The organism is Arthrobacter citreus (genome assembly GCF_038405225.1).
Classification (GTDB): Bacteria; Actinomycetota; Actinomycetes; order Actinomycetales; family Micrococcaceae; genus Arthrobacter_B; species Arthrobacter_B citreus_A.
Window position 1 is genome coordinate 796,369 of record NZ_CP151657.1, and the last position, 24,825, is coordinate 821,193.

A 24,825-nucleotide genomic window follows, 5' to 3' on the forward strand; every position below is an offset into this window, starting at 1 on the left:
AATACGCTTGACAAAAGACAGTTATTTGCTGCCAGTCTAGCGGATTAGATCGTATTGGGTTTGGTCTCTAGAAATCCCTGGCGGCAGGAGGGCCCCAGCAGCTCGCGGCGAGCCTCAGCCGAAGAGCACCAAAAGGGTAATCAGCGTGGGCACCGACAGGCACACCAAAGTCGTTAAAACCATCGCCACCAGGCGCTTTTTCCGGTACGCCTTATCCTTCTCCAGCCGGGGCCTCCGGCCCGCTTTCGCTGGGCGCGCCGAAGCATCGGCACGCTTTCCGCGACCGGGTTCCTTCTCCGGCTCCGGCAGCGAGTCCTTCATGTGTCTCGCTGCGGCAATGTCCGGGTACTGCTTGTGCGCCATGGACTCAAGCTTCCCACATTTGTGCAAATCGTTATCGGCACCGCAACGGTGCCTGCGGTAGGCTTCCTACTGTCCAAACTGGCAGGCAAGCAATGACGCCGCCTGGCGAACATCAGCGACAGCACGGAAACGGGTTCACTTTGCAGACCAAGATCACCGCGAACGCACAAGCGCTGAAGCGATGGTTGAGCAAAGCGGAAGTCGCTCTGGGTAACCACAGCGACCGGCTCAATGCAATCAACATCTTCCCGGTGGCCGACGGCGACACCGGCACCAACCTGTATCTCACCCTCCGCTCCGCCTCCCGGGCCATCGCCGACGTCGAGACCACGGACATCGGCGAGCTGCTGGGCATCGCCGGACGGGCCGCCATGGAGGACGCCAAGGGAAACTCCGGCACCCTGCTCTCCGTCTTCCTGACCGCCATGGCGGAACCGCTGCAGGGCAGCACCCGGCTTTCGGCCCCGCTGCTGGCCTCCGCCCTCAACCGTGCCCAGCTGCGCTCCTGGTCCGTCCTCAGCGATCCGGTTCCCGGCACCATGCTCTCGGTACTGGAGGAAGCCGCCCGCGCCGCCATGGACGAGCCCGCCGCACAGGCCGGAGATGACTCCAACGCCGGTCTGGCCACCACCTTGCGCGCCGTCATGGAGGCCGGCCTGGCCGCCGTCGTGCACACCGAACTGCAGCTGGACGCACTCACCCAGGCCAAAGTGGTCGACGCCGGCGGCGTGGGCTTCCTGCTCGTGCTGGACGCCCTGCGCGCCTCGGCGCTGGGCGAGGAACTGCAGGAGGAGCTCCTGGACGGCCTGCACGGTTACGACGTGCAAGCCCCGCATATCCACAGCGACATGCCGCGGATGGAGGGGGTGGAGGTCATGTGCACCATCAACCTCAGCCCGCTGGACGCGGCCACCCTGCGCCTGCAGCTGGACGAGCTGGGGGACTCGGTGATCATGAGTGCCGTCAACGCGGTGGGGGACGGGTACCGCTGGCGCGTGCACGTCCACACGCCCGACGCCGGATCCACCATCGACCTGCTGCGCACCGTGGGGGAGCCCATGAACCTGACCATCACGGAACTCTCCGCCGACGGCCACGAAACAAACGAAATCATCGAGGACAGTGAAATCCACGAGGCCCATGAAGTCTAACGTTCCCCCGGAACTCGATTTCCCGCTCGACCGGCGCATCGGCAAGCCGTCCGCCACCAAGCTCGACAAGCATCTGGGCCTCAAAACCGTCGGTGACCTGCTGCACCATTTCCCCCGCCGTTACATGGAACGCGGCGAACTGACCCCCATCGCGGACATCCCGTACGACGAGGACGTCACGCTCATCGCCCGGGTGCAGACCGCCAACTCCCGGCGGATGCAGACCCGCAAGGGGATGCTGCTGGAAGTCACCGTCACCGATGACGATTCCGGCGCCCTGGGCCAGCTTCACCTGACCTTCTTCAACGGCTGGAAGGCCCAGCAGGAACTGACCGTGGGTACCCGCGCCATGTTCTCCGGCAAGGTGAGCGTTTACCGCAACAACCTGACGCTGACCAACCCCAACTACGTGGTGCTCACGGAGGAGGCCGACGACGAGGAAGAGGCCAAACGGCCCATCCCCATCTACCCGGCCACAACCAAGCTCAACAGCTGGGACATCAAGAAAGCCGTGGACGCGCTGCTGCTCACCCTGCAGACCGAGGAACTCCACGATCCCATTCCGGAGTCCATTCGAGAGCGCGAGCACCTGCTGGGCCTGGCCGAGGCCTATGAGAAGATCCACCGGCCGGCCGAAGTGGGGGAGGCGTACAAGGCCCGGCACCGGTTCCGCTACCAGGAGGCCCTGGTGCTGCAGACCGCCCTCGCCCGCCGGCGGAGCGTCGCCGCGCAGGAGGACGCCACCGCCCGCCCGCCGCGTGCCGGCGGCCTGCTGGACCGTTTTGATGCGTCCCTGCCGTTCACCCTCACCAACGGCCAGTTCGACGTCGGCCGAGAACTGAGCGGGGATCTGGCCCGCCCGCACCCCATGAACCGGCTGCTGCAGGGCGAGGTGGGTTCCGGAAAGACCCTGGTGGCACTGCGCGCCATGCTCCAGGTGATCGACGCCGGAGGGCAGGCCGCGCTGCTGGCACCCACCGAGGTCCTCGCCGCCCAGCACTATGAGTCCATCACCCGCACCCTGGGACCGCTGGGCCAGGGCGGAAGGCTGGGCAGCGACGACGACGCCACTGCGGTGACGCTGCTGACCGGGTCCATGAACACCGCGCAGCGCCGCGCCGCCCTGCTGGACGCCGCCAGCGGTGCCGCCGGCATCGTCATCGGCACCCACGCGCTGCTCTCCGACAACGTGCAGTTTGCTGACCTGGGACTCGTCGTTGTGGATGAGCAGCACCGCTTCGGCGTCGAACAGCGCGATGTCCTGCGCACCAAGGGCCGCAGCACCCCGCACCTGCTGGTCATGACCGCCACCCCCATCCCGCGGACCGTGGCGATGACCGTGTTCGGTGACCTCAACGTCTCCACGCTCTCCGAGCTGCCCGCCGGCCGCGCACCCATCTCCACCTACATGGCGCCGCTGGCGGAAAAGCCGGCCTGGAACCGCCGCATCTGGGAACGCGCCCGCGAAGAGATCGACGCCGGCCGGCAGGTCTACGTGGTCTGCCCCAAGATCGGTGACAAGGAGGAGGAGCCAGGCTTCGACATGGCCTTCTTCGACGAGGGACCGGGGGCCGGCAGCAAGGCGGACAAGCTGAACCTGGCGTCCGTCCTGGAAATGCACCAGCAGCTCTCCGAGGTCCCGGCGCTCGCCGGCGTGCGCATCGGCGTTCTGCACGGGCGGCTGGATCCGGCGGACAAGACCGAGACCATGGCAGCCTTCAACCGCGGCGATATTGATCTGCTGATCTCCACCACGGTCATCGAAGTGGGAGTTGACGTGCACAACGCATCCCTGATGATCATCGAGGACGCGGACCGGTTCGGCATGTCCCAGCTGCACCAGCTGCGCGGACGCGTGGGCCGCGGCGGTCTGCCGGGAACGTGCCTGCTGGTGACCCGGCTGGAACCCGGGCATCCCAGCCGGGAGCGGCTGGAAGCGGTGGCGGCGACCACCGACGGCTTCGAGCTCTCCCGGAAGGACCTGGAGCTGCGGCGCGAAGGCGACATCCTGGGCGCCTCGCAGTCCGGCGGCCGCTCAACGCTGAAGCTGCTGCGTGCCATTCAGGATGAACCGCTGATCGAGAAGGCCCGCGCCGACGCCACCGCCCTGGTGGAGGAAGATCCCGACCTGGAGCAGTATCCGGCCCTGAATGAAGCGATCGAGGACTACCTGAATCCGGAGAAGGAAGCCTTCCTGGACCGCGGCTGAGTCCGAAGCCGGGCGGTCCTTCAAAGGCCCGGGTTGGTTCCGGCCCAGGCTGCGGTGAGAAGCTCGGTGAGATTCGAAGAGGTGACCTTCCGCGGATTCGAAGCGGGGATCACGGGCAGGATCAGTTCCACTGCCTCGGGTATGTTTTTCTCCGCAAAACCGTAGTCCTTGAGGGCTTTGGGCGCGTCAACAGCGGTACGGAGGCGGTCCAGGCCGGCCGCGGGGCCTTCGGAACCGAAGGCGTCGGCAATCCGGGCAGCGGCATCCGGTGCCTGGGGTGCGTTGAAGGCGAGCACATAGGGCAGCACCGCGGCGTGGGTCTGTGCGTGCGGCATCTTCCAGGTGCCTCCGAGAACGTGACAGATTTTATGGTGCATTCCGGAACCGGCGGAGGCGAAGGCGACAGCCGAGAGGTACGCGCCGTAGAGGGCCTGTTCCCGGCCTGCCAAGTCCTGCGGATCCTTGAAAATCCGGGGCAGACCACGGTTCAGTGCGCGAATGCCCTCCGCTGCCAGAGCCTGGTTGATCGGGTCCGCTCCGGGTGCCCACATCGAATCGATGCAGTGGGCCATGCCGTTCAGTCCGGAGGCCACCGACAGACCCGCCGGAAGGGATAGCGTCAGTGCGGCGTCGTAGATCACGGTCGCCGGCAGGACCCGGTCATCGACGCCGGTGGATTTACGCGAAGCTTCCGTCAGGCCCCAGACATTCGTCGCCTCCGAGCCGGAATAGGTGGTGGGGACAGCGATGATCGGCAGTCCCGAGGTCATGGCCACGGCTTTGGCCAGCCCGGTGGTTGAGCCGCCGCCGATGCTCACCAGGAGGTCGATCCGGTGGTCGGCTGCGGTGGCCCTGGCTTTCTCGGCTTTTTCGATCGGTACGTGCGCTGCCACATCGCCGTAATTCACGGCGACCTCGATTCCGGCGGAAACGTCGGCGGCGACCTGCGCTCCGGCCCCCGAAGCGATCATCATCACCCTCTTCGCATTGAACCTCGCGACCTCGGCCGTCAGGTTCTCTGCGGCCATGCCGGAACCGAAGAGCACCCGCTGTCCAAGGCTGACATGCTCAAACGTCAGGCCCATGCTCACCTCGCTTTGCAGTGGGTAAAACCGTCCGGTGCCTGAGGTAACGGCGGATCCTTTGGATGGAATCGTCATTGAGGTGGTGCTCAGAATCGTCGTAAACCGTCAGCTCGGCCGCCGCCCCGAGGGAACGGAACGCGCGTTGTGTTGCTTCAACGCGGTGCAACGGGACCCAGGCGTCTTCCCGGGCGGTGCATAGCTCCACCGTCAGTCCAGACAAATTGGACGGTGACGAAGCTTGGGACGGCGAGGAGAGACCCCACTCCCGTTCGGACGAGCCGAGGTAGCCGCCGGTGTGGAGGAAAGCCCCGGCCAGGTGCGGCTGGTCCCGCAGGAGGTATTCGGACAGCAGGCATGCGCCTTGGGAGAATCCCAGTACGACCACTGGTGGCCCATCGTGGTCCATCAGGGAACCCAGCTGTGTCCGGACGGTTTGCAACGCGTCATCAAGCGCCGGTTGATTCTCCTTGATCGGGGCCAGAAAGCTCTCCGGGTACCAGCTCTGGTTACGAGCCGCAGGCAGGGCCCACGCCACCTCGGGTATGTCCACGCGGTCCGCCACCTGTGCCATGAAGGCGGGGGACTGACCCCGCCCATGGACTGCATAAACGACCAGGGCCGCATCCTCAAGAGACGTCCCGTACCAGAGGGGTTCGTGCATCAGATGGGGGTTGGCTGGCATCAGTCGTTGTCGGTGGTGATGGGTTCGAGTTGGGACATGATGTGTTCGCGTTCGTGTTCAAACTGCGGCGGCAGCATGAACGCCCGGCCCAGCTCCTCGGGCGACTCGTCACAGTCCCAGCCGCCGTCGTCGTGGGTTACTGCGAGCTCGAACAGCGCACCGCCGGGTGAGCGCACGTAATGGGACTTGAAGTAGGTCCGGTCCTTGAGCTCGGAGATGTCGGTGTAGCCGGCGCCCTCTATCTCAAACTTTGCCTCTTCCTGGTTCTGCAGAGTGTCCAGGTTCCAGGCGAAGTGGTGGTAGGTCCCGGCGCCGTAGCGCCACGTTCCCTGGGGATCGGTGCGGTTGCCGGTGAGTTCGATCCAATTGCCGAAATCGCTCTTGCCCACCTGGAACCGTGCACGGTCGCCCTCCTCCAGGATTTGATCCCGGGCAAAGAATGCCTCATTGCCAAAGTCGACCATCCGGTCGGCGTCATACACATGAATACCGATTCCGTGGATGCCGTGGACCGCGGCCGTGGCAGGCACACCGTGCCCGGTGAATCCCCGGCGGGGGTCCTGTGAAGTTCCCACCAGCTGATACTCCAGTCCGGAGGGGTGGTGGAATGCCACGCGGCGCTCCCCGAAGATCTCGACCTGTACGTTTTCCACCCCGTGGTCCCTGAGGCGCTGCGCCCAGAAGTCCAGAGACCCGTCCGGGACTGACAGCAGCACCTCGCGGGCCTGATTGGTTCCGCGCGTGCCGAAGAGCCCATGCTGGGCCCAGGGAAAAGTGGTCACCACAGAGGATGGATCTCCGTCGGCATTGGAGTAGTACAGGTGGTACACGGGTTTGGAGCCGTCATAAAGGACGGTCTTCTTGATGAAGCGCATGCCGAGGATCCGGGTATGGAAGTCCACGTCCTCCTGCGCCGCGCCCACCGAGAGAGTCACATGGTGGGAGCCAATGAGATATGTCATGGCTGGTTCGTCCTAATCGTCGTGATTGTCCAGAGACCCAGGACCGTACTCGATTCAGGCAAACAGCGGATCAGTACTCGGGGAAATATGGCTGCGCCGGACACTGGTTGCTCCGGGACAGCCGGAAAGATGTCCAGCCAAAGCCCGATAAAGTAAAACCATGAGCCGCATCATTGCCGGAACCGCCGGCGGAACCTCCCTGACCAGCGTTCCCGGAACAGGAACCCGCCCCACCACGGACCGAGTGAAGGAAGCGCTGTTCTCCCGGCTTGAGTCCTACGACATCCTCTCCGGCGCCAGGGTGCTGGACCTCTTTGCCGGTTCCGGTGCCCTCGGCGTGGAAAGCGCCAGCCGCGGCGCCGTTTCCGTGGACCTGGTGGAACTGGCCGACAAGGCCGCCGGCACCTGCAAGCAGAACGCCAAGCTGATCAACGACGCCGCCGGCCGCACCGTGGTCAGCGTGCACCGAGCTAAGGCCGACACGTACCTGCTGCGCGTGCCCGCGGACGTCACCTGGGATTTGGTGTTCCTGGATCCGCCCTACGACCTGGACGAGGAAGACCTCTCCGCCGTGCTCCGGGCGCTGCCCCGGCACCTGGCCGAGGGTGCCGTCGTCGTGCTGGAGCGCTCCACCCGCTCACCGGAACCCGTGTGGCCCGAGGGGATGGAACGCTTCAGCGAACGCAAGTACGGCGAGACCACGCTGTGGTTTGCTGAGCCGGCCCAGCCCGCGGACGACGACGCCGCTGCGGCAGGCTCCTAACCTCTCCCCACGCTCCGCCCGCTCCGATAGCTGACGTCTAACCGGCTGAGGCAAACACGTCCAGGCGCTCGCCGGTCAGCACGTCCGCGGGATGCGGACCAGTGGCCAGCAGCTGCTCGGTCCAGTCCTCAGGCCAGGGGAACGCCGTGGCGGCCAGGACAATGTTGCCCGGGAAGCGGCCGGTGAACATGGACTTCGGTCCCAGCGCCGCGAAACCGGCTGACGGAATCCCCGCAAACCCCTCCTGGAGGGCACGGACCTGCCGGCGGCAGAACGCCAGTCCGGGATCGTCACCCACATTCACCAGCAGGACACCGGTGGGGGACAGCAGCGCGGCGGCCTCGGCGTAAAACTCCGGGGTGGTCAGGTGCTCCGGGGCGTCCGCGCCGGCAAAAACATCGAGCACAATCGCATCGAAGGAACCCGGCTCGTAGCGCGAAAGGGCATCACGGGCGTCACCAATAACGGTCTCCAGCACGGTGCCCTCGGGCAGCGGCAGGTGCGCCAGGACAAAGTCCAGCAGTTCGCGCTCCAGTTCCACCGCGTGCTGCTCCGAGCCGGGGCGGGTGGCCTGCAGATACCGGGTCAGGGTCAGCGCTCCGGCGCCCAGATGCAGGGCGCGCAGCGGCTGCCCCGCCGGGGCCACCAGGTCCAGGACGTTGCCGATCCGGCGCAGATACTCGTAAAAGATCTCCTCCGGATGGGCCAGGTTCACGTGTGACTGCTCCGCACCGCCGATGCTCAGCACCCAGGCCCCGGGACTGAAGCCGTCCTCGGTGATGGTGGCGTGGGCGCCGATGCCGCGCAGCAGCCGCGACGGTGTGCGACCGTCGTTCCTGGGACTGTGGGCCGCCATTAGAGCACCTGTCCCAGTTTGGAGATACGTTCGGCCGCTTCCTGCAGCACTTCGGTTTTTTTGCAGAACGCAAAGCGCAGCAGCGTCCGGGTGCGCTTGGCCCCTTCCTCATGGCAGAACACCGCCACCGGGATGGCGCCCACACCCACCAGTTCCGGCAGCCGGCGGGCCAGCGCGGTGGCATCGGTGATGCCCAGGGGTGCGACGTCGGCGTTGACAAAGTAGGTGCCCTGCGGCTCAAAGACGGTCAGGCCAGCGGCGCGCAGCCCCTCGCTCAGCACATCGCGCTTGGCCTGCAGGGTCTTGGCGGCGCCGGTGAAGAAGGCGTCCTCCATTCCGAGCCCCAGGGCAATGGCGCCCTGGAACGGAGTTCCGGAGCTGTAGCTGAGGAAGGACTTCACTGCCCGTACGGCCGCCACCAGCTCCGCCGGTCCCGACAGCCAGCCGATCTTCCAGCCGGTGAAGGAAAAGGTTTTGCCGGCGGAGGAAATGGTCAGGGTACGCTCTGCAGCGCCCGGCAGGGTCGCCACGGGAACGTGCCGGGGGCCGAAGGTGAGGTGTTCGTACACTTCGTCGGTCACGATGAGCGCGTTGTACTTTGCGGCCAGCTCCACAATCCGCTGCAGCGTTTCGGCGGGGAAAACGGCGCCCGTGGGATTGTGCGGGTTGTTGACCAGCACCACGCGGGTGCGCTCCGAGAAGGAGTCCTCCAGGGTGGACAGATCCGGCTGGAAGTCCGGCGCTCTCAGCGGGGCGGTGGTGTGGGTTGCTCCGCTGAGGCCGATGATGGCTCCATAGGAGTCGTAGAACGGTTCGAAGGTCAGGACTTCGTCGCCCGGCCCGGTCAGGGCCAGCAGGGTGGCGGCAATGGCCTCGGTGGCTCCGGTGCTGATGATGATCTGGGTGTCCGGATCCAGGGACAGTCCGTAGAAGCGTTCCTGGTGGGCGGCGACGGCGTTGCGCAGCACCGGCAGGCCCTGTCCGGGCGCGTACTGGTTCCTGCCCTCGAGGATGGCGGCGCGGGCGGCCTCCATCACCTCGGCGGGACCGTCCTCGTCGGGGAACCCCTGGCCCAGGTTGATGGCGTTGTGCCGGCCGGACAGGACAGTGATTTCCTCGAAGATGGTCACCCCCAGCGCTCCGTCCGCGCCGAGCAGGTTGGCGCCCGCGGCGGTGCGCTGCCAGGGCGGGGTTCCTGCGGCGGAGTCGGAACGTAACAGCGGTGCGGAGTGTGGAGAGCTCATGCCTTCCAGTATTACCCGCTTTGCTCGGGTAGATTCGACCTATGCGACGCGCTGTATGCCCCGGCTCCTATGACCCCCTCCACAACGGACACGTGGAGGTGATTGCCCGTGCAGCCAGCCTGTTCGATGAAGTGATCGTGGCGGTCTCCACCAACTACGCCAAGAAGTACCGGTTTTCCGGCCCGGAACGGCTCGCGATGGCCCGCGAAACCCTGGGCGCGCTGCGCGGGGTCTCGGTCATTCCGATGGGGGACGGACTGCTGGCGGACTTCTGCCGCGAACACGGGGTGGACGCCATTGTGAAGGGGCTGCGCTCGGTCCAGGACTACCAGTACGAACTGCCCATGGCCGTAATGAACCGCCACCTCACCGGCGTCGAAACCGTGTTCCTGCCCGCCGAGAGCCGCTACACCCACCTGTCCTCGACGCTGATCAAGGAAGTCTCGGCGCTCGGCGGCGACGTCAAGGAACTGGTGCCGCTGGCTGCTTTCCGGCGGCTGCAGCAGGACCACGGTGCCTAAACGGAACGGCGCCTAAAGGGAAATGTACGGGCAGGACCTCGACATCAAGGGGCACCGGTTCCGGATCGAACTGGTGCCAGCCGCTGACGGCTCCGCAGGCGCGGTGTGCGCGAGGGCCGCGGACGCGGGTGGGGGAATCGTTCCGGAGACGGACCCCGCGGCTGTGCTGCTGCGCAGCGCGTTGATCGGACACGCGGACCTGGTCCGAACGGGGACGGAGCAGCCGCAACAGGCGGCGGCGGCGGAGGACTCCGAGCGTCATCTCCTCGGCTACGTTGCTGATGGCGCGTCGGGGGAGCAGTGCAGGACAGCCGTGGAGGAGGCCCGACGGCGGCTGGCCGGGTTATTCGCTCCGGCTGCCGCAGTCGCTGCAGGGGCATCGGGTGTTCCCGAAGGCTGCGTAAACCTGCTGTGGTGGGACGAGCGCGCGAACTTCGGCGACGCCGTCGGGCCGTGGCTGGTGCGCAGGCTCACCGGCCGTACTCCCGTCAACGGCTGGCGCCGGAACCTGTCCGTTCCGCCGCTGGCAGCCGTCGGTTCGACCGCCGGCTGGCTGGAGCAGGACGGAACCCGGGTATGGGGCGCGGGCCTGATGGCGCCGCTGGCACCCGACGCCGTGAAGCGGCTGGCGGGGCTGTCCGGGATCCGGATCCATGCCGTCCGCGGGGAACTTACCGGCGCCGAGCTGCGCTCGCAGCTGGGCTGGACCGTGCCGGAGGTGTACGGAGACCCCGCCCTGCTGCTGCCGCGCTTCCTGTCCGTCCCGGATGGCCAGGCGTCCCAGGGCAAGGTGGCTGTTCTGCCGCACCTCGACCACCGCGGCCTCTTCGGGAATCCGTTGGCGTCGCGGGAGGACGCGGACCTGGTGCACAACATCGATGCCCGGCAGGGGCTGGAACGGGTGGTCCGGGAAATTGCCGCTGCCCAGGTCTGCATCTCCAGTTCCCTGCACGGCATCATCGTGGCGCAGGCCTACGGAGTTCCGTGGGTGTGGATGCGGATCGAGGATGCCCTGATTGCCGGAGACACCTTCAAGTTCCGGGACTTCTTCACCACCCTGGACTCCTCAGCGGTGTCCGCGGTCAGCATCACCGCGGCTGAAGCACGGGCGATGGATCCTGCGGCGTTGGCACGCAAGGCAACACTGCCGCGGCTGAAGGTTTCATTGGACGCGCTTTTGGCCGCGTTTCCACTGCCTTTGAACGCTTACTGAATCCGGCGTAGCCGTGCGCTCCTGAACCCGTAGCCGTGCGCTCCTAGATCCGGCTCGCGCAGGCAGGCCGCAGCACCGCAGCCGCCAGCCCGCCGGTCTCCTCGACGAACCGCCCCAGCCACTGCCCGGGGGAAAGGTCGGGGTCCGACGGCACCATGGTGAGTGCCGCCGTCGTGCACTGGCTGAGGTTGGTTTCAGCGCGCAGCAGGTGATAGCGGGAGGTCACCACAATGAGGTTGTCCCAGCCGTTGTCCGCCGCCAGTCGGGCGACGGCGCGCGCCTCGCCGCGGGTGGTCAGCGGTTCCGGAAAGAAGCAGGTCACCGTGGGGCTGGAAATGTAGTCGCAGTACATGTCGGTGATCCTGTTGCCGGGGGTGTCAGTGGTGGACAGCACCAGGTCGCCGGCGTAGCCCTGGTAGGACAGGTCCCGGCCCACCGGCAGACGCTCGGACGCTGCACCGGCGAGGACGACGACGGCGTCGGCCCTGGCCGGTTCCTGCACCTGCGGATAGTAGAAGAGCATGGTGGCCGTAAACAGCCAAATGAGGGCAGCTGAGACGACGGTGGTGACGGCAACGTCGACACTGCGCGGCACTCCACGCTGAAGCCGGACCAGCAGGCGGTGCGGCACGGTGCGGAGGGAATCAAGCATCCCGACAGTTTATGCGAGCGGCGCCTTGATGCGAGCCGGGACGGCCGGGATGTAAAACGGCGGCGCTGTGGCCTGTAAACTGGAATGAGCAGCCCGTGCCATGCCTCGATCTGAGGCGGGGTGCGGCGCAGTTTGAGAGAATCGGCCGTATCAGGCTAAGATGATATGTCGGTCTATGTTCTACAGGAGTTCTCATTAGCGTTCAGTCGCGGATTAATCCGGGTTCGTCGCCCTTGGCCATTAGTGTCAAGGATCTCGGGCGCAGCCCGGGGGTTATGCGGACTATGCACGAACATGTTCCGGCACCGAAGGACTTCGGTGTTGCGCTTATCGGCGTACCGGAAGGTGCGGATCTTGATCTGGACCTGAGGTTCGAAGCCGTGCACGAGGGGATTTTGGTATCCGGAACCGTCATCGCTCCTGTTCAGGGAGAATGCGGACGGTGCCTGAAGCCCATCGCGTACGACGAGGAAGTCGATGTGCAGGAACTCTTCTACTACGAGGACGCTGAGTCTTTCGGAACAGAAGAGGAAGAAGAGCAACACCGGATCGAGCGAGATGTCATCGATCTTGAGCCGGTTTTGCGGGACGCAGTGGTCACCACCCTGCCGTTCCAGCCGGTGTGCCGGGAGGACTGCGAAGGCCTTTGCTCCGAATGCGGAGCGCGCCTTGAGGAGGATCCGGGTCACCACCACCAAAGCGTGGATCCTCGCTGGGCAGCCCTCTCCGGGCTGGCTGGCAGCGCCGCAGACAATTCTGCGGCAACAAGTACAGAGTCAGACGAGAGAGAAGAGAGTTAGTCGTGGCTGTTCCCAAGCGGAAAATGTCCCGCTCGAATACGCGTGCACGCCGGTCCCAGTGGAAGGCAACTGCCCCCAACCTGGTGAAAACCGTTGAGAACGGCCGCGTTACCTACAGCCTGCCTCACCAGGCCAAGGTCGTGACCGACTCAGCTGGTACCGCGCTGTTCCTTGAATACAAGGGCCGCAAGGTAGCGGACGTCTAAAACAGTATTCCTTTCCCGGTACGGCCAGCCGGACCGGGATCTGAATACTGCTTTTCGGGTCAAACCAAAAAGTGAAGAATACTGAAGAGCTTCTGAAGCGTCTCGGTGTCGATATCGACGCCGGGACGCTTCGTCTTGCCCTCACGCACCGCTCGTACGCCTACGAGCAGGGCGGCATCCCCACGAACGAACGCCTCGAGTTCCTGGGTGACTCCATCCTGGGCTTTTCCGTCACCGACGCGCTGTACCGGGACAACCCGAACCTGTCCGAGGGCGAGCTGGCCAAGCGCCGCTCCGCCGTCGTCAGCACCCGCGCGCTGGCCGGAATAGCCCGCGACCTCGAACTGGGTCAGTACATCCTGCTGGGCCAGGGCGAGAAATTGACCAACGGCCGCGACAAGTCCTCCATCCTGGCGGACACCACCGAAGCCCTGATCGGCGCCGTCTACCTGTGCCACGGGATCGAAACTGCTCGTGCCATGGTGATGCGCCTGATCGGTCCGCTGCTGCGCAATGCCGATGCCCTGGGCGCCGGCACCGACTGGAAGACCAGCATCCAGGAGATCGCCGCGGCCAAGAAGCTCGGCGACATCGAGTACAAGGTTACCGGCTCCGGCCCCGACCATTCCCGCAGCTTTGTTGCCGTGCTCCACATCGGCGACAAGCCCTACGGCAGCGGGACCGGACACTCCAAGAAGGAAGCGGAGCAGGAAGCTGCCGCCGCCACCTGGAAGATGGTGCGTCCCGCCGGCAGCTCCGCGGCTGCCGGAGCCTAGCTCCCGTGCCCGAACTGCCGGAAGTGGAAGTGGTCCGCCGCGGACTGGCCTCATGGGTCCGCGGCCGGACCATTACCGGCGTCGAAATCCTCGATCCCCGCTCCGTGCGCCGCCACGCGGCCGGACCCGAAGACCTCCGCGGCAACCTTGAGGGCGCCGTGGTCACCGACGTCGCGCGCCGCGGCAAGTTCCTGTGGATGCCGCTGGTTGAGGCCGCGGCTGCTTCTCATGGTTCCGCGCCGGCTTCCGCCGCATCTCCTTCTCGTGTGGACGACGACGGCGTTCCCCGCCTCGCGCTGATGGCCCACCTGGGCATGAGCGGGCAGCTGCTGATGGAAGATCCGCACCTGCCCGACGAAAAGCACCTCAAAGTCCGGCTCACCCTCAGCCCCGCAGTGTCCGGCGACGGAACCCCCATGCCGGCTGAGCTGCGGTTTGTGGACCAGCGGATTTTCGGCGGTGTCTTCCTCACCGATCTGCAGCCCACTCCCGACGGCGCTCCCGGCGGGCTGTCCGAGACCGGCCTGCCGCTCATACCGGAGGAAGCGGCGCACATTGCCCGGGACCCCCTGGATCCGGCGTTCTCCTTTGACGACTTCTATGCCCGGCTGCGCAAGCGCAAGACCGGCATCAAACGCGCGCTGCTGGATCAGGGATTGATCTCCGGCGTGGGCAACATTTACGCCGACGAAGCCCTCTGGGCCGCGAAACTGCACTTTGCCCGGCCCACCGATACGATGCGCCGTGCCGATGCACTGCGCCTGGTGGAATCCGCCCGAGATGTGATGACCCGTGCCCTGGCCGCCGGCGGCACCAGCTTCGACTCCCTGTACGTCAACGTCAACGGCGCCTCGGGATACTTCTCCCGGTCCCTGAACGCCTACGGGCGCGAGGGTGAGCCGTGTCCGCGGTGTGCCGCACTCGGGCTATCCACCCTGATCCGGCGCGATTCCTTCATGAACCGTTCCTCGTACAGCTGCCCGGTATGCCAGCCCCGGCCGCGGAACGGCCGCTGGTAGGGAGTTTTTAGTCCGGCCGGCTGAGTCTCATCTACGGCAGTTCGGTCGGTTTCCTGCACGCGTTCCCACCCTATGTTCCCTCCTGTGACCAGCGGGGTCACTCCAGCCACAGGAGTCCCAGACGGTGGGAACCCATGCGCTGACGGCCGAGTCTGTTGTACCCGGCGGCATCTTCTGAACCGATCTCCTCAGGAGGACGCTCTTGCGCACCGGCTTCGAGCCTTCCCCATTCCCGCCCGGCGCCAGCCAACGTCAGGAGCGGCCGAGCTCCGCAAGGACGCCGTCGGTGAACGGAGGCCAGACCTCGGCAGCCCAGGGCCCAAAGTCGCGGTCCGTCAGGGCCACGGCTGCGGCTCCGGCTTCCGGGTCGACCCACAGGAAGGTCCCGGACTGGCCGAAATGGCCGAACGTCCGCGGGGAGCTGTTGGCTCCGGTCCAGTGCGGGGACTTGGAATTGCGGATTTCGAAGCCCAGGCCCCAGTCGTTCTCCTTCTGCCGGCCAAAGCCAGGCAGCACACCGGACAGTCCCGGGAAGACCACAGCGGTTGCCTCGGTCAGGCGACCCGGTGCGGTGAGCACCGGTTTCTGCAGTTCGGCGGCAAACCTGCTGAGATCGGCCACCGTGGAGACAGCACCTGCGGCGGGGGATCCTTCGAGCGCCGTGGAGGTCATGCCCAGGGGAGCGAGGACGCCCTCGCGCAGGTAATCGGCCATGGAAATGCCGGTGGCCTCCTCCAAGGTTTCCCCGAGCACCTCGAATCCGGCGTTGGAATACAGGCGCCGGGTCCCCGGCTCATACCGGACGGTGCGCTCACCGAAGTCGTAGCCTCCGCTGTGTGCCAGCAGATGCCGCACTGTGGAGCCTTCCGGCCCGGCGGGCTGGTCCAGTTCCAGCGCCCCTTCATCCAGCGCCACCAGCATGCTGTAAGCGGTCAGGAGCTTGGTCACCGATGCCAGCGGAAACCGCCGCTCGACGTCGCGGGATGTGCCGGCCACGGTGCCGTCCGCCAGCACGACGGCGGCCGAGGCGTTCTCGACCGGCCAGTTTTCGGTTGCCTTGACGCTGTCCATGAAGTTCCTCTGCAGTAAATCGACGGGTAACGAAGAAGGTCCGGCACGCAGGGCTGGGCCCGGCACGAGGGGCTAGGCCGCGCTGCCGCCGTAGTGCGCTGCGAGCCGGCGCATGCCATCCTCCACCGTAACCGCGGGCGTCCAGTCCAGCACCTCGCGGGTGCGGCGCTGGTCAAACCAGTGCGAGGTGGACAGCTGCTCGGCCAGGAACCGGGTCATCGGCGGCTCGTCGTGCACCAGGCCGCGTGTACCGGCGGACAGCCAGGCCCGCTCGATGACGGATCCGGCTCCGCGGGCCAGCCAGCCCGGAACGCTCCAGGCGGGAGCGGAAACCCCGGCGGCGGCGCAGATACCGGCAATCAGCTCACCCACCGGACGCGGCTGCCCGTTGGTCACCACCAGCGCCTGCCCGTGGGCATGGTCCATCCGCTCCAGCCCGCGGACAATAGCGGCCGCGGCGTTGCTGATGTACGTGGTGTCAATCAGCGCCGTGCCGCCGTCCAGCAGCGGCAGCCGGCCGGCGCGGGCGCGGTCGATCACGCGCTCCACCAGCTGCGTGTCGCCCGGGCCCCAGACAATATGCGGACGGATGGCACCCACCCGGAAAACGGGGGAGTCCTCGGCGAGGGCCAGCAGCTCTGCGGCAGCCTTGGACCGGGCGTAGAAACCGCGGGCACGGTCCGGATCAGCGGTGCCGGCGTCAGCTCCGGCGATCGGCTCGCCAAAGTGCGCCACCGACGGCGAGGACACAAACACGAAGTCCCGCACCCCGGCTGCCTTCGCCGCGTCGAGCAGGGTCCGGGTTCCGGTGATGTTGGTGTCAACAAACTCCTGCCACTGGCCGGTGAAGGAGACCTTTGCCGCCAGGTGCACGACGGCGTCCATCCCCTCGACCGCCCGGGCGCCGGCCGCGGGATCGGAGACGGAGCCTGCGATGGACTCGAACGCCGAACCAGCGGCCGCCAGCTTTCCCGGCAGCGACGCGGAGGACGACGGCGGCATGGGGGTGCGCTGCAGGGTGCGCACCTTGTGGCCTTTATCGGCCAGCAGCTGTGCAACAGCTCCGCCGAGCAGCCCGCTGGCACCGGTCACCAGGACCCGGCGCGGCTCTTCAACCGAGCTCAGCCCAGGCACTTCCGCAGGCCGGGATCCGTCTGCCGGGCTCATTTGCGTCCGCCCGTCCCGGGAACCGGCGCCCGCCGGCCGGCCAGCATCTGCTCGGCCCAGCCCGCCAGGGCAGCGCGGTCGATCTTGGAGTTGTGCCGGATGTCGGTGGGCATGGCGGGCAGGACCAGCACGGCGGCCAGATCCAGTCCGGCTCCGGCGGAGACCGCGGTGCGCACGGCGGCGGTCAGCTCCGGCGATGCGGTGCCGGCACGGCGCACCGGATCCTGCAGTTCCAGCACGGCCACCGGAACCTGGGTTCCGGCCGGGCCCACGCCCACAACGGCGGCGCGCCCGACGCCGGCCACGGACTCCGCGGCCTGCTCACCGGCCACCGGGGTCACCACTCCGTCGGGAGTGGTGAGGATGTGCCCGAGCCGGCCTTCAACCCACAGCCTGCCCTCCTCGTCGAGGTGTCCGACGTCGCCGGTGCGGTGCCAGCCCGGCAATGACGAGCTCTTGGCTTCGGTGATCCACAGCCGGTCGTAGCGGTCCTTGACGTGCGGGGCGGAGACCAGGATTTCGCCGGTAACGCCGGGCGTGTCCAGCGCGGTGTCCCCAACGCTGCCGTCCGGGCCCAGCGCGGCAATCGCCACCAGGGCTCCCGATACGGGCGTGCCGACACAGACCCCGTTGCCGGCTCCCGCAGCGCGGATCCCGTCAAGACTGATGTCGGTGATGGGCAGGGCCTCGGTCATCCCATAGGGAGTGTGCAGCTCCGCGTTGGGCGCCAGAGCCGATACCCGGGCCAGCAGCGGTTCCGGGATCGGCGCTCCGGCCGAAAGCAGCAACTCCACCCGGGCCAGGGCCTTGCGCTGGTCCGGTCCGAGATCCGCGGACGAGGCCAGCACATTCACCAGGGCCGCGGGAGAGGCAAACACCGTGGTGGCGCCGACGGCGGCTGCAGCATCGGCCAGCGCCGCGGCTGTCAGGGTGCGCGGCGAGGTCACGTCCATGTCCGGCGTGACGGAGGTGGCGCCCAGTGCCGGTCCGAGCAGCGCAAACGGGGCGAACCCGGCCACCAGCGACGTGCCGGCCTGCAGGTTGTACGTGTTCTTGAGCGCATCGCGCATGGCGGTGAGCTGGCGGTGGGTGTAGACAACGCCCTTGGCCGGTCCGGTGGAGCCGGAGGTGAAAAGCACGGCGGCGTCGGCGTCGGGGTCCTCCCGCTGCCACGGCACCTCTGCGTTTTCTCCGGCGGTTATCAGCTCGGGCACTGAGTGCTTGACGCCCAGCAGCCGCGCCTTGGCCGGCGGAAGGGTCTGCGCGCTGATCCGGATGCCCGGCCAGCCGAAGATCCGCGCACCGGTCAGCGCACGTTCAATGCCGATGATGAACTTGGGTCCGGCTCCCTTGATGGCACGGCTCATTCCCTTGGTGCCCAGTCCGGCGTCGGCCACCACAATCACGGCGCCCAGCCGCAGGCACGCGTAAATCAGCGAGGTCAGTTCGATGCCGGGGGGCACGAGCAGGTTCACACGGTCCCCGGGGCGCACGCCGGCGGCAGACAGTCCGGCGGCCAGCCGGTTGACGCGGCTGGCGAGCTCAGTCCAGGACAGTGTGGCGGGAGCACTACCAGCCGGCGCGCCCAGCGGTGCCATGTCGACGACGGCGGGGGAGCTGTCGCCGTCGCGCTCGTCCAGTTCGGCCAGCATGGGCCGGAAGACCGACAGTCCGGCGGCGGCGCGGCTGCGCAGTTCCGCATTCTCGGTGTGCGGGCCGCGGCGCAGCCAGTCGAAGACGGGAGCGGTGATGTCCACGTCTTCGGGCAGCAGGTGGCTGGCACCTTCGAAGCGGTGCACGTCAGCCTGCGGAAGGCGGTCCATCAGGTCCCGCAGATAGCGGTCGGAGAACACCGGATCCTTGGGTCCCCAGAGCATGAGTGCGGGGACATCCAGCCGCCGGATGCCCTCGGCCACGCGGTTCAGGGTCCGCCAGCTCGGATGGGTGGGCTCGGCGGGGATGTCCGCGACAAAGTTGGCGACACCCTCCCGGCGGGCGGCGCCGCGGTAAGGGACCGAGAAGGCGGCCCGCACATCCTTGGCCAGCGCGGGCTGCGCCAGGGAATGGGTGACGCGGATAAACGTATCGGTGGCCTGCGTGCCCCAGCGGTGAACGGCCGGATGCAGCGCCAGCTGCAGTGCCGGCGGAAGGTTGAAGCCGGCCGGATGCACTGCCGTGTTGGTCAGGACGACGCCGGCGAGCTGGCTGCGGTGCTTCAGCGCCCAGCCGAGCGAAATGATGCCTCCCCAGTCATGCCCCACCGTGACGACCTTGCCGGTCAGGCCCATGGCCTGGGTCAGGTCACCAAGATCGGTGATGCGGTCCTCGAGGCGGCGGAAGGCGCCGGTGCGGGCGGAGAAGCCCATGTCCAGCTGGTCGACGGCGATCACGCGCCAGGGCTGCTCGGCAGCGGAGCCAGCGGCGAGCAGGGTCCGCCACAGATAGGACCAGGTGGGATTGCCGTGCACGCAGAGCAGGGTGCCGGCTGGCTCGACGCCGCGGGCTTCAAGGTCCGGGCCGTTGTCGAGGATGTGCCACTTGTGGACGGTTCCGGGACGGTCCACCGCCGCCGTCGAAGGAGCCTGAACAAAGGAGGACCAGGATTCGGGCACACCGGGCCACAGCTCGGTCACCAGGCAATCTCCATCATCATGGTGTTCAGTCCCGATCCCACGCCCATGCACAGGACGCGGTCGCCGGGGTTCAGCGTGCGCGATTCCTGGGCCAGGGTCATCGGCAGCGACGCCGGTCCCACGTTGCCCCAGCGCGGGAAGGTGATGGGCACCCGGTCCCGGACCAGGTCCACGGCCTTGATGATGGCGTTGGTGTAGGAATTGGAGACCTGATGGGTGACGTAGCGGTCCATGGAACGCCAGTTCCAGCCCTTCTCGTGCGCCTCGTCCCAGGCCTTGACCACCAGCTCCAGGCCGCCGTCGAGCAGTCCCTTGGTGTCCGTGTACATGCCGTCGACGCCGCCGACGCACAGTTCATGGTGCTCGGTGCCCGCACGGGACACGCCGCCCATGATGCGGTGGGAGCCCGGATTCTCGTCGGCGCGGCCGATGACGGCTGCTGCGGCGCCGGAGCCCAGGGTCAGGGTGGCGAACTCGCGCAGGTAGTCATCGCGGGTGGAATCGGGGCGGTTCAGGCGCGCGAACGTGGCCTCCTGCGTGCCCTGGGCATCCTCGCCCGCCACGATCAGGGCGTACTTGATCTGCCCGGATTCGATCATGTTCGCGGCCAGGGTCATGCCGTTGACAAATCCGAGGCACGCATTGGCCAAGTCGAAGTTCAAAGCGGAGGACGGCAGGCCCAGGGCGTTGTGGATCTTGACGGCAACCGAGGGCTCAAGGTTGCGCCGGGTCACCGAGGTGTTGATCAGCAGTCCGATCTCGGATGGCTCGACGCCGGCCTCGGCGATGGCCTTCGCGCCGGCCTCGATGGCGGCGTCGTCGAAGTCAGTGCCCGGCGACCACCATCGCCGCTCGCTCACCCCCGCAACCCGTTCCAGTAGCCGCTTGGAGAGCCGGAGCCGTTTCAGGGACGGCGCGAGCCGTTCGTCGAATTCAGCTGAGGTCATAACTACCGGTGCTTCAACGCTGGTGACGCTGAGAAGAGCCGTGTTTTTATGCTGGAAGTTGAAGTTCCCGGTCAAAATGCCTGCCTTGTCTCCTGCTGAAGTGATCCCGTGGCTGGCTGGGGGCAGCCCGCATCCACATCCTGATTCACTTGTTCCTTAGAGAATCCTACGTTCCCTCTGGGGCGCGAGGGACGTGGGGGTCCTGATTACGCTCTGCGAGTACTGCAGTTAAGTCTCAGGCACCAAGTAGATTTAAGGAATCACCCGCCTGCAGGAAAGATTGGCCCCCGTGCATTTGAAGACGCTGACGATGCGTGGATTTAAATCCTTCGCATCAGCCACCACGTTCGAGTTCGAACCCGGTGTCACCGCGGTGGTGGGACCCAACGGGTCCGGAAAGTCGAATGTGGTGGACGCTCTGGCCTGGGTTATGGGGGAGCAGGGCGCCAAAACGCTGCGCGGCGGGAAAATGGAGGACGTCATTTTCGCCGGGACCAGCGGGCGCCCGGCGCTCGGCCGCGCCCAAGTGTCACTGACCATCGACAACGCCGACGGCGCCCTGCCGATCGAATACTCCGAAGTGACCATTTCACGCACTCTGTTCCGCGCCGGGGGCTCCGAGTACGCCATTAACGGTTCCCCCGCCCGGCTCCTGGACATCCAGGAACTGCTGTCCGATTCCGGTCTGGGCCGTGAGATGCATGTCATAGTAGGGCAGGGGCAGCTGGACCGCATTCTGCACGCCGGGGCCGACGAGCGCCGCGGCTTCATCGAGGAGGCCGCCGGGATCCTCAAGCACCGCCGCCGCCGGGAAAAAACCGTGCGCAAGCTCGACGCGATGCAGGCCAATCTGGCCCGGCTGACCGACCTCACCTCGGAACTGCGCCGCCAGCTCGGACCGCTGGGCAAGCAGGCCGCCGTCGCACGCCGGGCCCGCACCGTCCAGCAGGACGCCCGCGATGCCCGCGCCCGGCTGCTGGCCGATGACCTGGTGACCCTCACCGGCGCCCTGGCCCGGGACGCTGCCGAAGAAACGGCGCTGCTGGCCCGGCGGGACACGGCTGCCGCTGCGCTGGCCGCCGCCCGCGCCCGCCAGACCGAGCTTGAAGGGCTGGCCGCGCAGGCCACGCCGCGGGTGAACGCTGCACGCGACACCTGGTATTCGCTGTCCTCGCTGCAGGAGCGGTACCTGTCCCTGGCGGCGCTGGCAGAGGAACGGCGGCGGCTGCTGGGCTCCTCCGAGCACCGTGAGGACACCGGCGCGGATCCCGAACGGCTGCAGGCACAGGCCGGGCGGGTCCGGGCCGAGGCTGCGGCGCTGGTGGAGTCCATCGATGAACGCCGCGGTGCGCTGGAGGACGCTGAGGAAATCCGGGCTGCCGCGGAGGCCGAAGCCGCCGCGGAAGAGCAGCGTCTGGCCGCCGTGCTGCGCGCCGCAGCGGACCGGCGTGAGGGGTTGGCCCGTTTATCCGGCGCGGTGGGTGCAGCGCGGTCGCGGGTGGATGCGGCCGAGGCGGAGCTGGGCCGGCTGCGCGCGTCCATCACCGAGGGCGAGGAACGGCGCCGGAAGGCACAGCAGGAGTTCACCGCCCTGGAGAACTCCGCCGCTGGTGTCGAGGAAGGCGAAGAAGGGCTCGACGCCGAGTACGAGGAGGCCATCGCCGAACTTAATGCGGCCTCGGCCGCCGTGGAGGAGCTGCGCCGCACCAAGCAGGACGCCGAACGTGAACGCGAGACCCTGACAGCACGCCGGGATGCCCTGCGGGTGGGGCTGGACCGCCGGGACGGGACCGCGCTGCTGCTGGACTCCGGGATTGACGGCGTGCTGGAACCCTTCGCGCAGCTGCTCACCGTCCGTCCCGGCTGCGAACGTGCCATCACCGCGGCCCTGGGCTCGGCGGCAGCGGCAGTTGCGGTGGCCGACACCGGTGCCGCCGTGCGTGCCCTGACCCATCTGCGAGATGCCGACGGCGGGCAGGTGGATCTGGTGCTGGCCGCCGGCCGGCCGGGGGCGCCCGAGGATGGGGGCGAAGCACAGCAAGTGCAGAAAGCCAGCCGGCCAGCCCCGGCGGATGGCGCCTTCTGGGCGGTGAACGCTGTGCAGGCACCGGAGCAGCTGCGGCACACGCTGGCGCAGCTGCTGGACGGCGTCGTCATTGTGGAGTCCCTGGCCGCTGCCGCCGATATTCTTTCCGGCCGGCCGGAGCTGAAGGCCGTCACGATGGAGGGTGAGGTTCTTTCCGCTTATGCCGGGCGCGGCGGCTCGGCCTCCGCGCCCGGCCTGATTGAGCTGCAGGCGGCGGTGGAGGAAACCGAGGACCGGATCCGCGCTGCCGCTGCCCGGTCCGAACAGGCGGGTTTTGCCCTCGCCGGAGCCGTGGCCGGCCGTGATGCGGCCCAGGCCCGGTCCGATGCCGCGCTGGCGGCGCTGCATGAATCCGATGCGCGCCTGGCCGCCGTCGCCGAGCGGCTCGGAACGCTGGGCTCCGCTTTGCGCTCGGCCGTAGGCGAGTCAGAACGGCTGCAGCGGCTGGTCAGCGCGGCCGAAACCAATCTTGCCGCGGAACAGGAAGCGCTGGCTGCGGCTGCCGCACGGTTAGCCGCAGCGGGCGATGCACCCGCGGAAGAGGAGCCGTCCACGGAACGGCGCGAGGCTCTGGCGCTCGCGGCGGCCGAAGCCCGCAGGGCCGAAACCGAGGCCCGCCTGGCGCTGCGCAGCGCGGAGGAACAGCATAAAGCCGTGGCTGGCCGGGCCGCGGGGCTCGAACGGGCGGCGGAGAGCGAACGCCGGGCGCGGGCCGCGGCAGAGGTCCGTGCCCGGCGCCGTGCCGTGCAGGCGGCAAAAGCCACGGCAGTTGCGGAGGCCGCCCGCGGGGTGCTGCGCTTCTTGGAGGTGTCCCTGGAGCTGGCCGCCGCTGAACGGGATCACGCGGAGGCTGTTCGCACCGCCTGGGACGCCGAACTCGCAACGGTCCGCACCACTGCTGCCGATGCCGGCGCCGAGGTGGCCAAGCTCACCGATTCAGTCCACCGCGATGAGCTGGTCCGGGCCCAGCAGCAGCTGCGCGTGGAGGCGCTCGAAACCCGTGCCGTCGAGGAGCTGGGGCTGACCCCCGATCACCTGGTGGCCGAGTTCGGACCCGATCAGCCGGTTCCGGTTCCGGTCGCGGCGGAAAGTGCCGGCGGGTCCGGCGGCGACAAATGGGCGGCGCTGCATGCCCCAGTGGACGAGGACGGCAACCCGCTGTTGACCGGCGTGCCCTATGACCGGGCCGTCCAGGAAAAACGGCTCAAGCAGGCGGAGCGTGACCTGGCTGCTCTGGGCCGGGTGAATCCGCTGGCGCTGGAGGAGTTCGCAGCCCTGGAGGAACGGCACACGTTCCTCAGCACCCAGCTGGAGGACCTCAAGGCAACCCGCCGCGACCTGCTGGAGATCATCAAGGACGTGGACCGGCAGGTGGAGCAGGTCTTCACCGCCGCCTACCGGGACACTGCCGAGCAGTTTGAACGCGTCTTTGCCACGCTGTTTCCGGGTGGGGAAGGCCGGCTGGTACTCACCGATCCCGGGGACATGCTCACCACCGGGATCGAAATCCAGGCCCGTCCGGCGGGCAAAAAGATCAAGCGGCTGTCCCTGCTCTCCGGCGGGGAGCGGTCACTGACGGCCGTGGCGCTCTTGGTGGCCATCTTCAAGGCCCGTCCCTCGCCGTTCTATGTGATGGACGAGGTTGAGGCGGCGCTGGATGACACCAACCTGGGCCGGCTGCTCACCATCTTCGGGGAGCTGAAGGAGTCCAGCCAGCTGATTGTGATCACCCACCAGAAGCGCACGATGGAGATTGCGGATGCCCTCTACGGCGTCACCATGCAGGGAGATGGCGTGTCCACCGTGATCAGCCAGCGGCTTGCTTCCGGCGCTGCCGCCGCCGAGGCCCCTGCCGCCGGCTAAATGCACGAACTGAAAGCACAACTGGCCTAACACGCAACGGCGGTGCTGCCGAAGCAGCACCGCCGTTAGTCTGTTTTTTAGAAGGGCTTTTTTAGAAGGGCGTGGGGTACGGATAAGCCTTCCATACCGCGTTGCAGGCCCATTCATTAAAAATGTGGTCCACGGGATAATCGTTTCCGCAGGTTGTCCACGCGAATTCCTTGTAATGCACTCCGTCACTGCCGTAAATAGCTCCCGGGGCAACATCCTTGGGGCACCAGACTTTGTACATGTGCTGTGATGCGCCAGGTGCCGGACCCGGTCCCCACTGGAAGCAGTACCAGGCCGGAGAGTCCTCAACCGGTGACGTGGGAGGATTGGGGCTCGGATACGGATTGACCGGCTGGCCGGGGTCCGGCACCGCCGCCGCGGGGCCTGCTGAGAGTGCCAGTGCGGTCAGTGCCGTTGCTGCGATCGCTGCGAATTTCGTGCGTTTCGTCATGGTGTTTCCCCGATCGAATCGTCTAATTCAGATGCTGCTTTCGGTTTCCGTTGTTCAAATTGTTGGCCTGTTCGG

At 67.2% G+C, this 24,825-nt stretch carries 22 protein-coding genes; 10 read left to right on the top strand and 12 right to left on the bottom strand.

All coding sequences use genetic code 11. The features are described 5' to 3' along the window. Positions 1-114: 114 nt before the first annotated feature. Positions 115-363, bottom strand: a complete 249-nt coding sequence (locus AAE021_RS03675) for a hypothetical protein (RefSeq protein WP_342024299.1) — start codon at positions 361-363, stop codon at positions 115-117. Between the two features lie 173 nt (positions 364-536). Between AAE021_RS03675 and AAE021_RS03680 the strand changes: the two genes are divergently transcribed. Beyond that, on the top strand, positions 537-1,514 hold the full coding sequence (locus tag AAE021_RS03680; RefSeq protein ID WP_342025297.1) for a DAK2 domain-containing protein: 978 nt from the start codon (positions 537-539) through the stop codon (positions 1,512-1,514). Then, a complete protein-coding gene (gene recG / locus AAE021_RS03685) occupies positions 1,504-3,723 on the top strand; it encodes an ATP-dependent DNA helicase RecG (RefSeq protein WP_342024300.1) in 2,220 nt (739 codons plus the stop codon). The genes AAE021_RS03680 and recG overlap by 11 nt, the downstream gene beginning before the upstream one ends. A 20-nt stretch (positions 3,724-3,743) precedes the next feature. Here recG and AAE021_RS03690 read toward each other — a convergent pair whose 3' ends face one another. Genes AAE021_RS03690 through AAE021_RS03700 form a run of 3 tightly spaced genes read right to left on the bottom strand, consistent with a single transcriptional unit; the run spans position 3,744 to position 6,452 of the window. Continuing rightward, entirely contained in the window at positions 3,744-4,808 is a 1,065-nt protein-coding gene (locus tag AAE021_RS03690; RefSeq protein ID WP_342024301.1) for a maleylacetate reductase, read from the bottom strand. Continuing rightward, positions 4,792-5,490 carry a phospholipase gene (locus tag AAE021_RS03695; RefSeq protein ID WP_342024302.1) on the bottom strand — a complete coding sequence of 233 codons (699 nt, stop codon included), beginning with the start codon at positions 5,488-5,490 and terminating at the stop codon, positions 4,792-4,794. The genes AAE021_RS03690 and AAE021_RS03695 overlap by 17 nt, the downstream gene beginning before the upstream one ends. Then, entirely contained in the window at positions 5,490-6,452 is a 963-nt protein-coding gene (locus AAE021_RS03700) for a VOC family protein (protein ID WP_342024303.1), read from the bottom strand. Before AAE021_RS03700 ends, AAE021_RS03695 begins: the two co-directional genes overlap by 1 nt. Positions 6,453-6,612: 160 nt before the next feature. On the opposite strand from AAE021_RS03700, the gene rsmD reads away from it, so the two are divergent. After that, positions 6,613-7,215 (top strand): 16S rRNA (guanine(966)-N(2))-methyltransferase RsmD, encoded by a 603-nt coding sequence (gene rsmD / locus AAE021_RS03705; RefSeq protein WP_342024304.1) that lies wholly within the window; start codon positions 6,613-6,615, stop codon positions 7,213-7,215. A gap of 37 nt (positions 7,216-7,252) precedes the next feature. On the opposite strand, the gene AAE021_RS03710 is transcribed toward rsmD, so the two are convergent. Continuing rightward, positions 7,253-8,071 (bottom strand): fused MFS/spermidine synthase, encoded by an 819-nt coding sequence (locus AAE021_RS03710; protein WP_342024305.1) that lies wholly within the window; start codon positions 8,069-8,071, stop codon positions 7,253-7,255. After that, positions 8,071-9,315 carry an aminotransferase class I/II-fold pyridoxal phosphate-dependent enzyme gene (locus tag AAE021_RS03715; RefSeq protein ID WP_342024306.1) on the bottom strand — a complete coding sequence of 415 codons (1,245 nt, stop codon included), beginning with the start codon at positions 9,313-9,315 and terminating at the stop codon, positions 8,071-8,073. Before AAE021_RS03715 ends, AAE021_RS03710 begins: the two co-directional genes overlap by 1 nt. 41 nt (positions 9,316-9,356) lie before the next feature. Between AAE021_RS03715 and coaD the strand changes: the two genes are divergently transcribed. Both coaD and AAE021_RS03725 read left to right on the top strand, forming a co-directional pair. Next, positions 9,357-9,836: a pantetheine-phosphate adenylyltransferase gene (gene coaD, locus AAE021_RS03720; protein WP_342024307.1), complete on the top strand. Its 480-nt coding sequence runs from the start codon at positions 9,357-9,359 to the stop codon at positions 9,834-9,836. 22 nt (positions 9,837-9,858) lie between these two features. After that, complete coding sequence (locus AAE021_RS03725; RefSeq protein WP_342024308.1) at positions 9,859-11,049, top strand: polysaccharide pyruvyl transferase family protein; 1,191 nt, start codon at positions 9,859-9,861, stop codon at positions 11,047-11,049. Between the two features lie 43 nt (positions 11,050-11,092). On the opposite strand, the gene AAE021_RS03730 is transcribed toward AAE021_RS03725, so the two are convergent. Then, positions 11,093-11,701 (bottom strand): YdcF family protein, encoded by a 609-nt coding sequence (locus tag AAE021_RS03730; RefSeq protein ID WP_342024309.1) that lies wholly within the window; start codon positions 11,699-11,701, stop codon positions 11,093-11,095. Between the two features lie 233 nt (positions 11,702-11,934). Between AAE021_RS03730 and AAE021_RS03735 the strand changes: the two genes are divergently transcribed. The 4 genes from AAE021_RS03735 to mutM all read left to right on the top strand — a co-directional run bounded on the left by AAE021_RS03735 (position 11,935) and on the right by mutM (position 14,502). After that, a complete protein-coding gene (locus AAE021_RS03735; protein ID WP_268911300.1) occupies positions 11,935-12,501 on the top strand; it encodes a YceD family protein in 567 nt (188 codons plus the stop codon). A gap of 2 nt (positions 12,502-12,503) precedes the next feature. Next, a complete protein-coding gene (gene rpmF, locus AAE021_RS03740) occupies positions 12,504-12,707 on the top strand; it encodes a 50S ribosomal protein L32 (protein ID WP_055240805.1) in 204 nt (67 codons plus the stop codon). A gap of 71 nt (positions 12,708-12,778) precedes the next feature. Next, positions 12,779-13,483 carry a ribonuclease III gene (gene rnc, locus AAE021_RS03745; RefSeq protein WP_342024311.1) on the top strand — a complete coding sequence of 235 codons (705 nt, stop codon included), beginning with the start codon at positions 12,779-12,781 and terminating at the stop codon, positions 13,481-13,483. A 5-nt stretch (positions 13,484-13,488) separates the two neighbouring features. Further along, positions 13,489-14,502 (top strand): bifunctional DNA-formamidopyrimidine glycosylase/DNA-(apurinic or apyrimidinic site) lyase, encoded by a 1,014-nt coding sequence (gene mutM, locus AAE021_RS03750; RefSeq protein WP_342024312.1) that lies wholly within the window; start codon positions 13,489-13,491, stop codon positions 14,500-14,502. Between the two features lie 252 nt (positions 14,503-14,754). On the opposite strand, the gene AAE021_RS03755 is transcribed toward mutM, so the two are convergent. The 4 genes from AAE021_RS03755 to AAE021_RS03770 all read right to left on the bottom strand — a co-directional run bounded on the left by AAE021_RS03755 (position 14,755) and on the right by AAE021_RS03770 (position 20,395). Continuing rightward, on the bottom strand, positions 14,755-15,573 hold the full coding sequence (locus AAE021_RS03755; RefSeq protein ID WP_342024313.1) for a serine hydrolase domain-containing protein: 819 nt from the start codon (positions 15,571-15,573) through the stop codon (positions 14,755-14,757). 72 nt (positions 15,574-15,645) lie between these two features. Beyond that, positions 15,646-16,740, bottom strand: a complete 1,095-nt coding sequence (locus tag AAE021_RS03760; RefSeq protein ID WP_342024314.1) for an NAD-dependent epimerase/dehydratase family protein — start codon at positions 16,738-16,740, stop codon at positions 15,646-15,648. After that, positions 16,737-19,376 carry an alpha/beta fold hydrolase gene (locus AAE021_RS03765; protein WP_342025298.1) on the bottom strand — a complete coding sequence of 880 codons (2,640 nt, stop codon included), beginning with the start codon at positions 19,374-19,376 and terminating at the stop codon, positions 16,737-16,739. The genes AAE021_RS03760 and AAE021_RS03765 overlap by 4 nt, the downstream gene beginning before the upstream one ends. Continuing rightward, on the bottom strand, positions 19,370-20,395 hold the full coding sequence (locus AAE021_RS03770) for a 3-oxoacyl-ACP synthase III (protein ID WP_342024315.1): 1,026 nt from the start codon (positions 20,393-20,395) through the stop codon (positions 19,370-19,372). The genes AAE021_RS03765 and AAE021_RS03770 overlap by 7 nt, the downstream gene beginning before the upstream one ends. Before the next feature lie 214 nt (positions 20,396-20,609). On the opposite strand from AAE021_RS03770, the gene smc reads away from it, so the two are divergent. Beyond that, positions 20,610-24,269: a chromosome segregation protein SMC gene (gene smc, locus AAE021_RS03775; RefSeq protein WP_342024316.1), complete on the top strand. Its 3,660-nt coding sequence runs from the start codon at positions 20,610-20,612 to the stop codon at positions 24,267-24,269. 91 nt (positions 24,270-24,360) lie between these two features. Here smc and AAE021_RS03780 read toward each other — a convergent pair whose 3' ends face one another. Further along, positions 24,361-24,750, bottom strand: coding sequence for a hypothetical protein (locus AAE021_RS03780; RefSeq protein ID WP_342024317.1), 390 nt, complete (start codon positions 24,748-24,750; stop codon positions 24,361-24,363). Between the last annotated feature and the right edge of the window lie 75 nt (positions 24,751-24,825).

Coding starts and splice junctions, on each gene's coding strand:
- AAE021_RS03700 (WP_342024303.1), bottom strand. CDS start 6,452: ATGACATATCTCATTGGCTCCCACCATGTGACTCTCTCGGTGGGCGCG.
- AAE021_RS03675 (WP_342024299.1), bottom strand. CDS start 363: ATGGCGCACAAGCAGTACCCGGACATTGCCGCAGCGAGACACATGAAG.
- AAE021_RS03710 (WP_342024305.1), bottom strand. CDS start 8,071: ATGGCGGCCCACAGTCCCAGGAACGACGGTCGCACACCGTCGCGGCTG.
- AAE021_RS03780 (WP_342024317.1), bottom strand. CDS start 24,750: ATGACGAAACGCACGAAATTCGCAGCGATCGCAGCAACGGCACTGACC.
- AAE021_RS03730 (WP_342024309.1), bottom strand. CDS start 11,701: ATGCTTGATTCCCTCCGCACCGTGCCGCACCGCCTGCTGGTCCGGCTT.
- AAE021_RS03725 (WP_342024308.1), top strand. CDS start 9,859: ATGTACGGGCAGGACCTCGACATCAAGGGGCACCGGTTCCGGATCGAA.
- rsmD (WP_342024304.1), top strand. CDS start 6,613: ATGAGCCGCATCATTGCCGGAACCGCCGGCGGAACCTCCCTGACCAGC.
- AAE021_RS03695 (WP_342024302.1), bottom strand. CDS start 5,490: ATGCCAGCCAACCCCCATCTGATGCACGAACCCCTCTGGTACGGGACG.
- AAE021_RS03690 (WP_342024301.1), bottom strand. CDS start 4,808: ATGGGCCTGACGTTTGAGCATGTCAGCCTTGGACAGCGGGTGCTCTTC.
- coaD (WP_342024307.1), top strand. CDS start 9,357: ATGCGACGCGCTGTATGCCCCGGCTCCTATGACCCCCTCCACAACGGA.
- AAE021_RS03760 (WP_342024314.1), bottom strand. CDS start 16,740: ATGAGCCCGGCAGACGGATCCCGGCCTGCGGAAGTGCCTGGGCTGAGC.
- recG (WP_342024300.1), top strand. CDS start 1,504: ATGAAGTCTAACGTTCCCCCGGAACTCGATTTCCCGCTCGACCGGCGC.
- AAE021_RS03715 (WP_342024306.1), bottom strand. CDS start 9,315: ATGAGCTCTCCACACTCCGCACCGCTGTTACGTTCCGACTCCGCCGCA.
- AAE021_RS03755 (WP_342024313.1), bottom strand. CDS start 15,573: ATGGACAGCGTCAAGGCAACCGAAAACTGGCCGGTCGAGAACGCCTCG.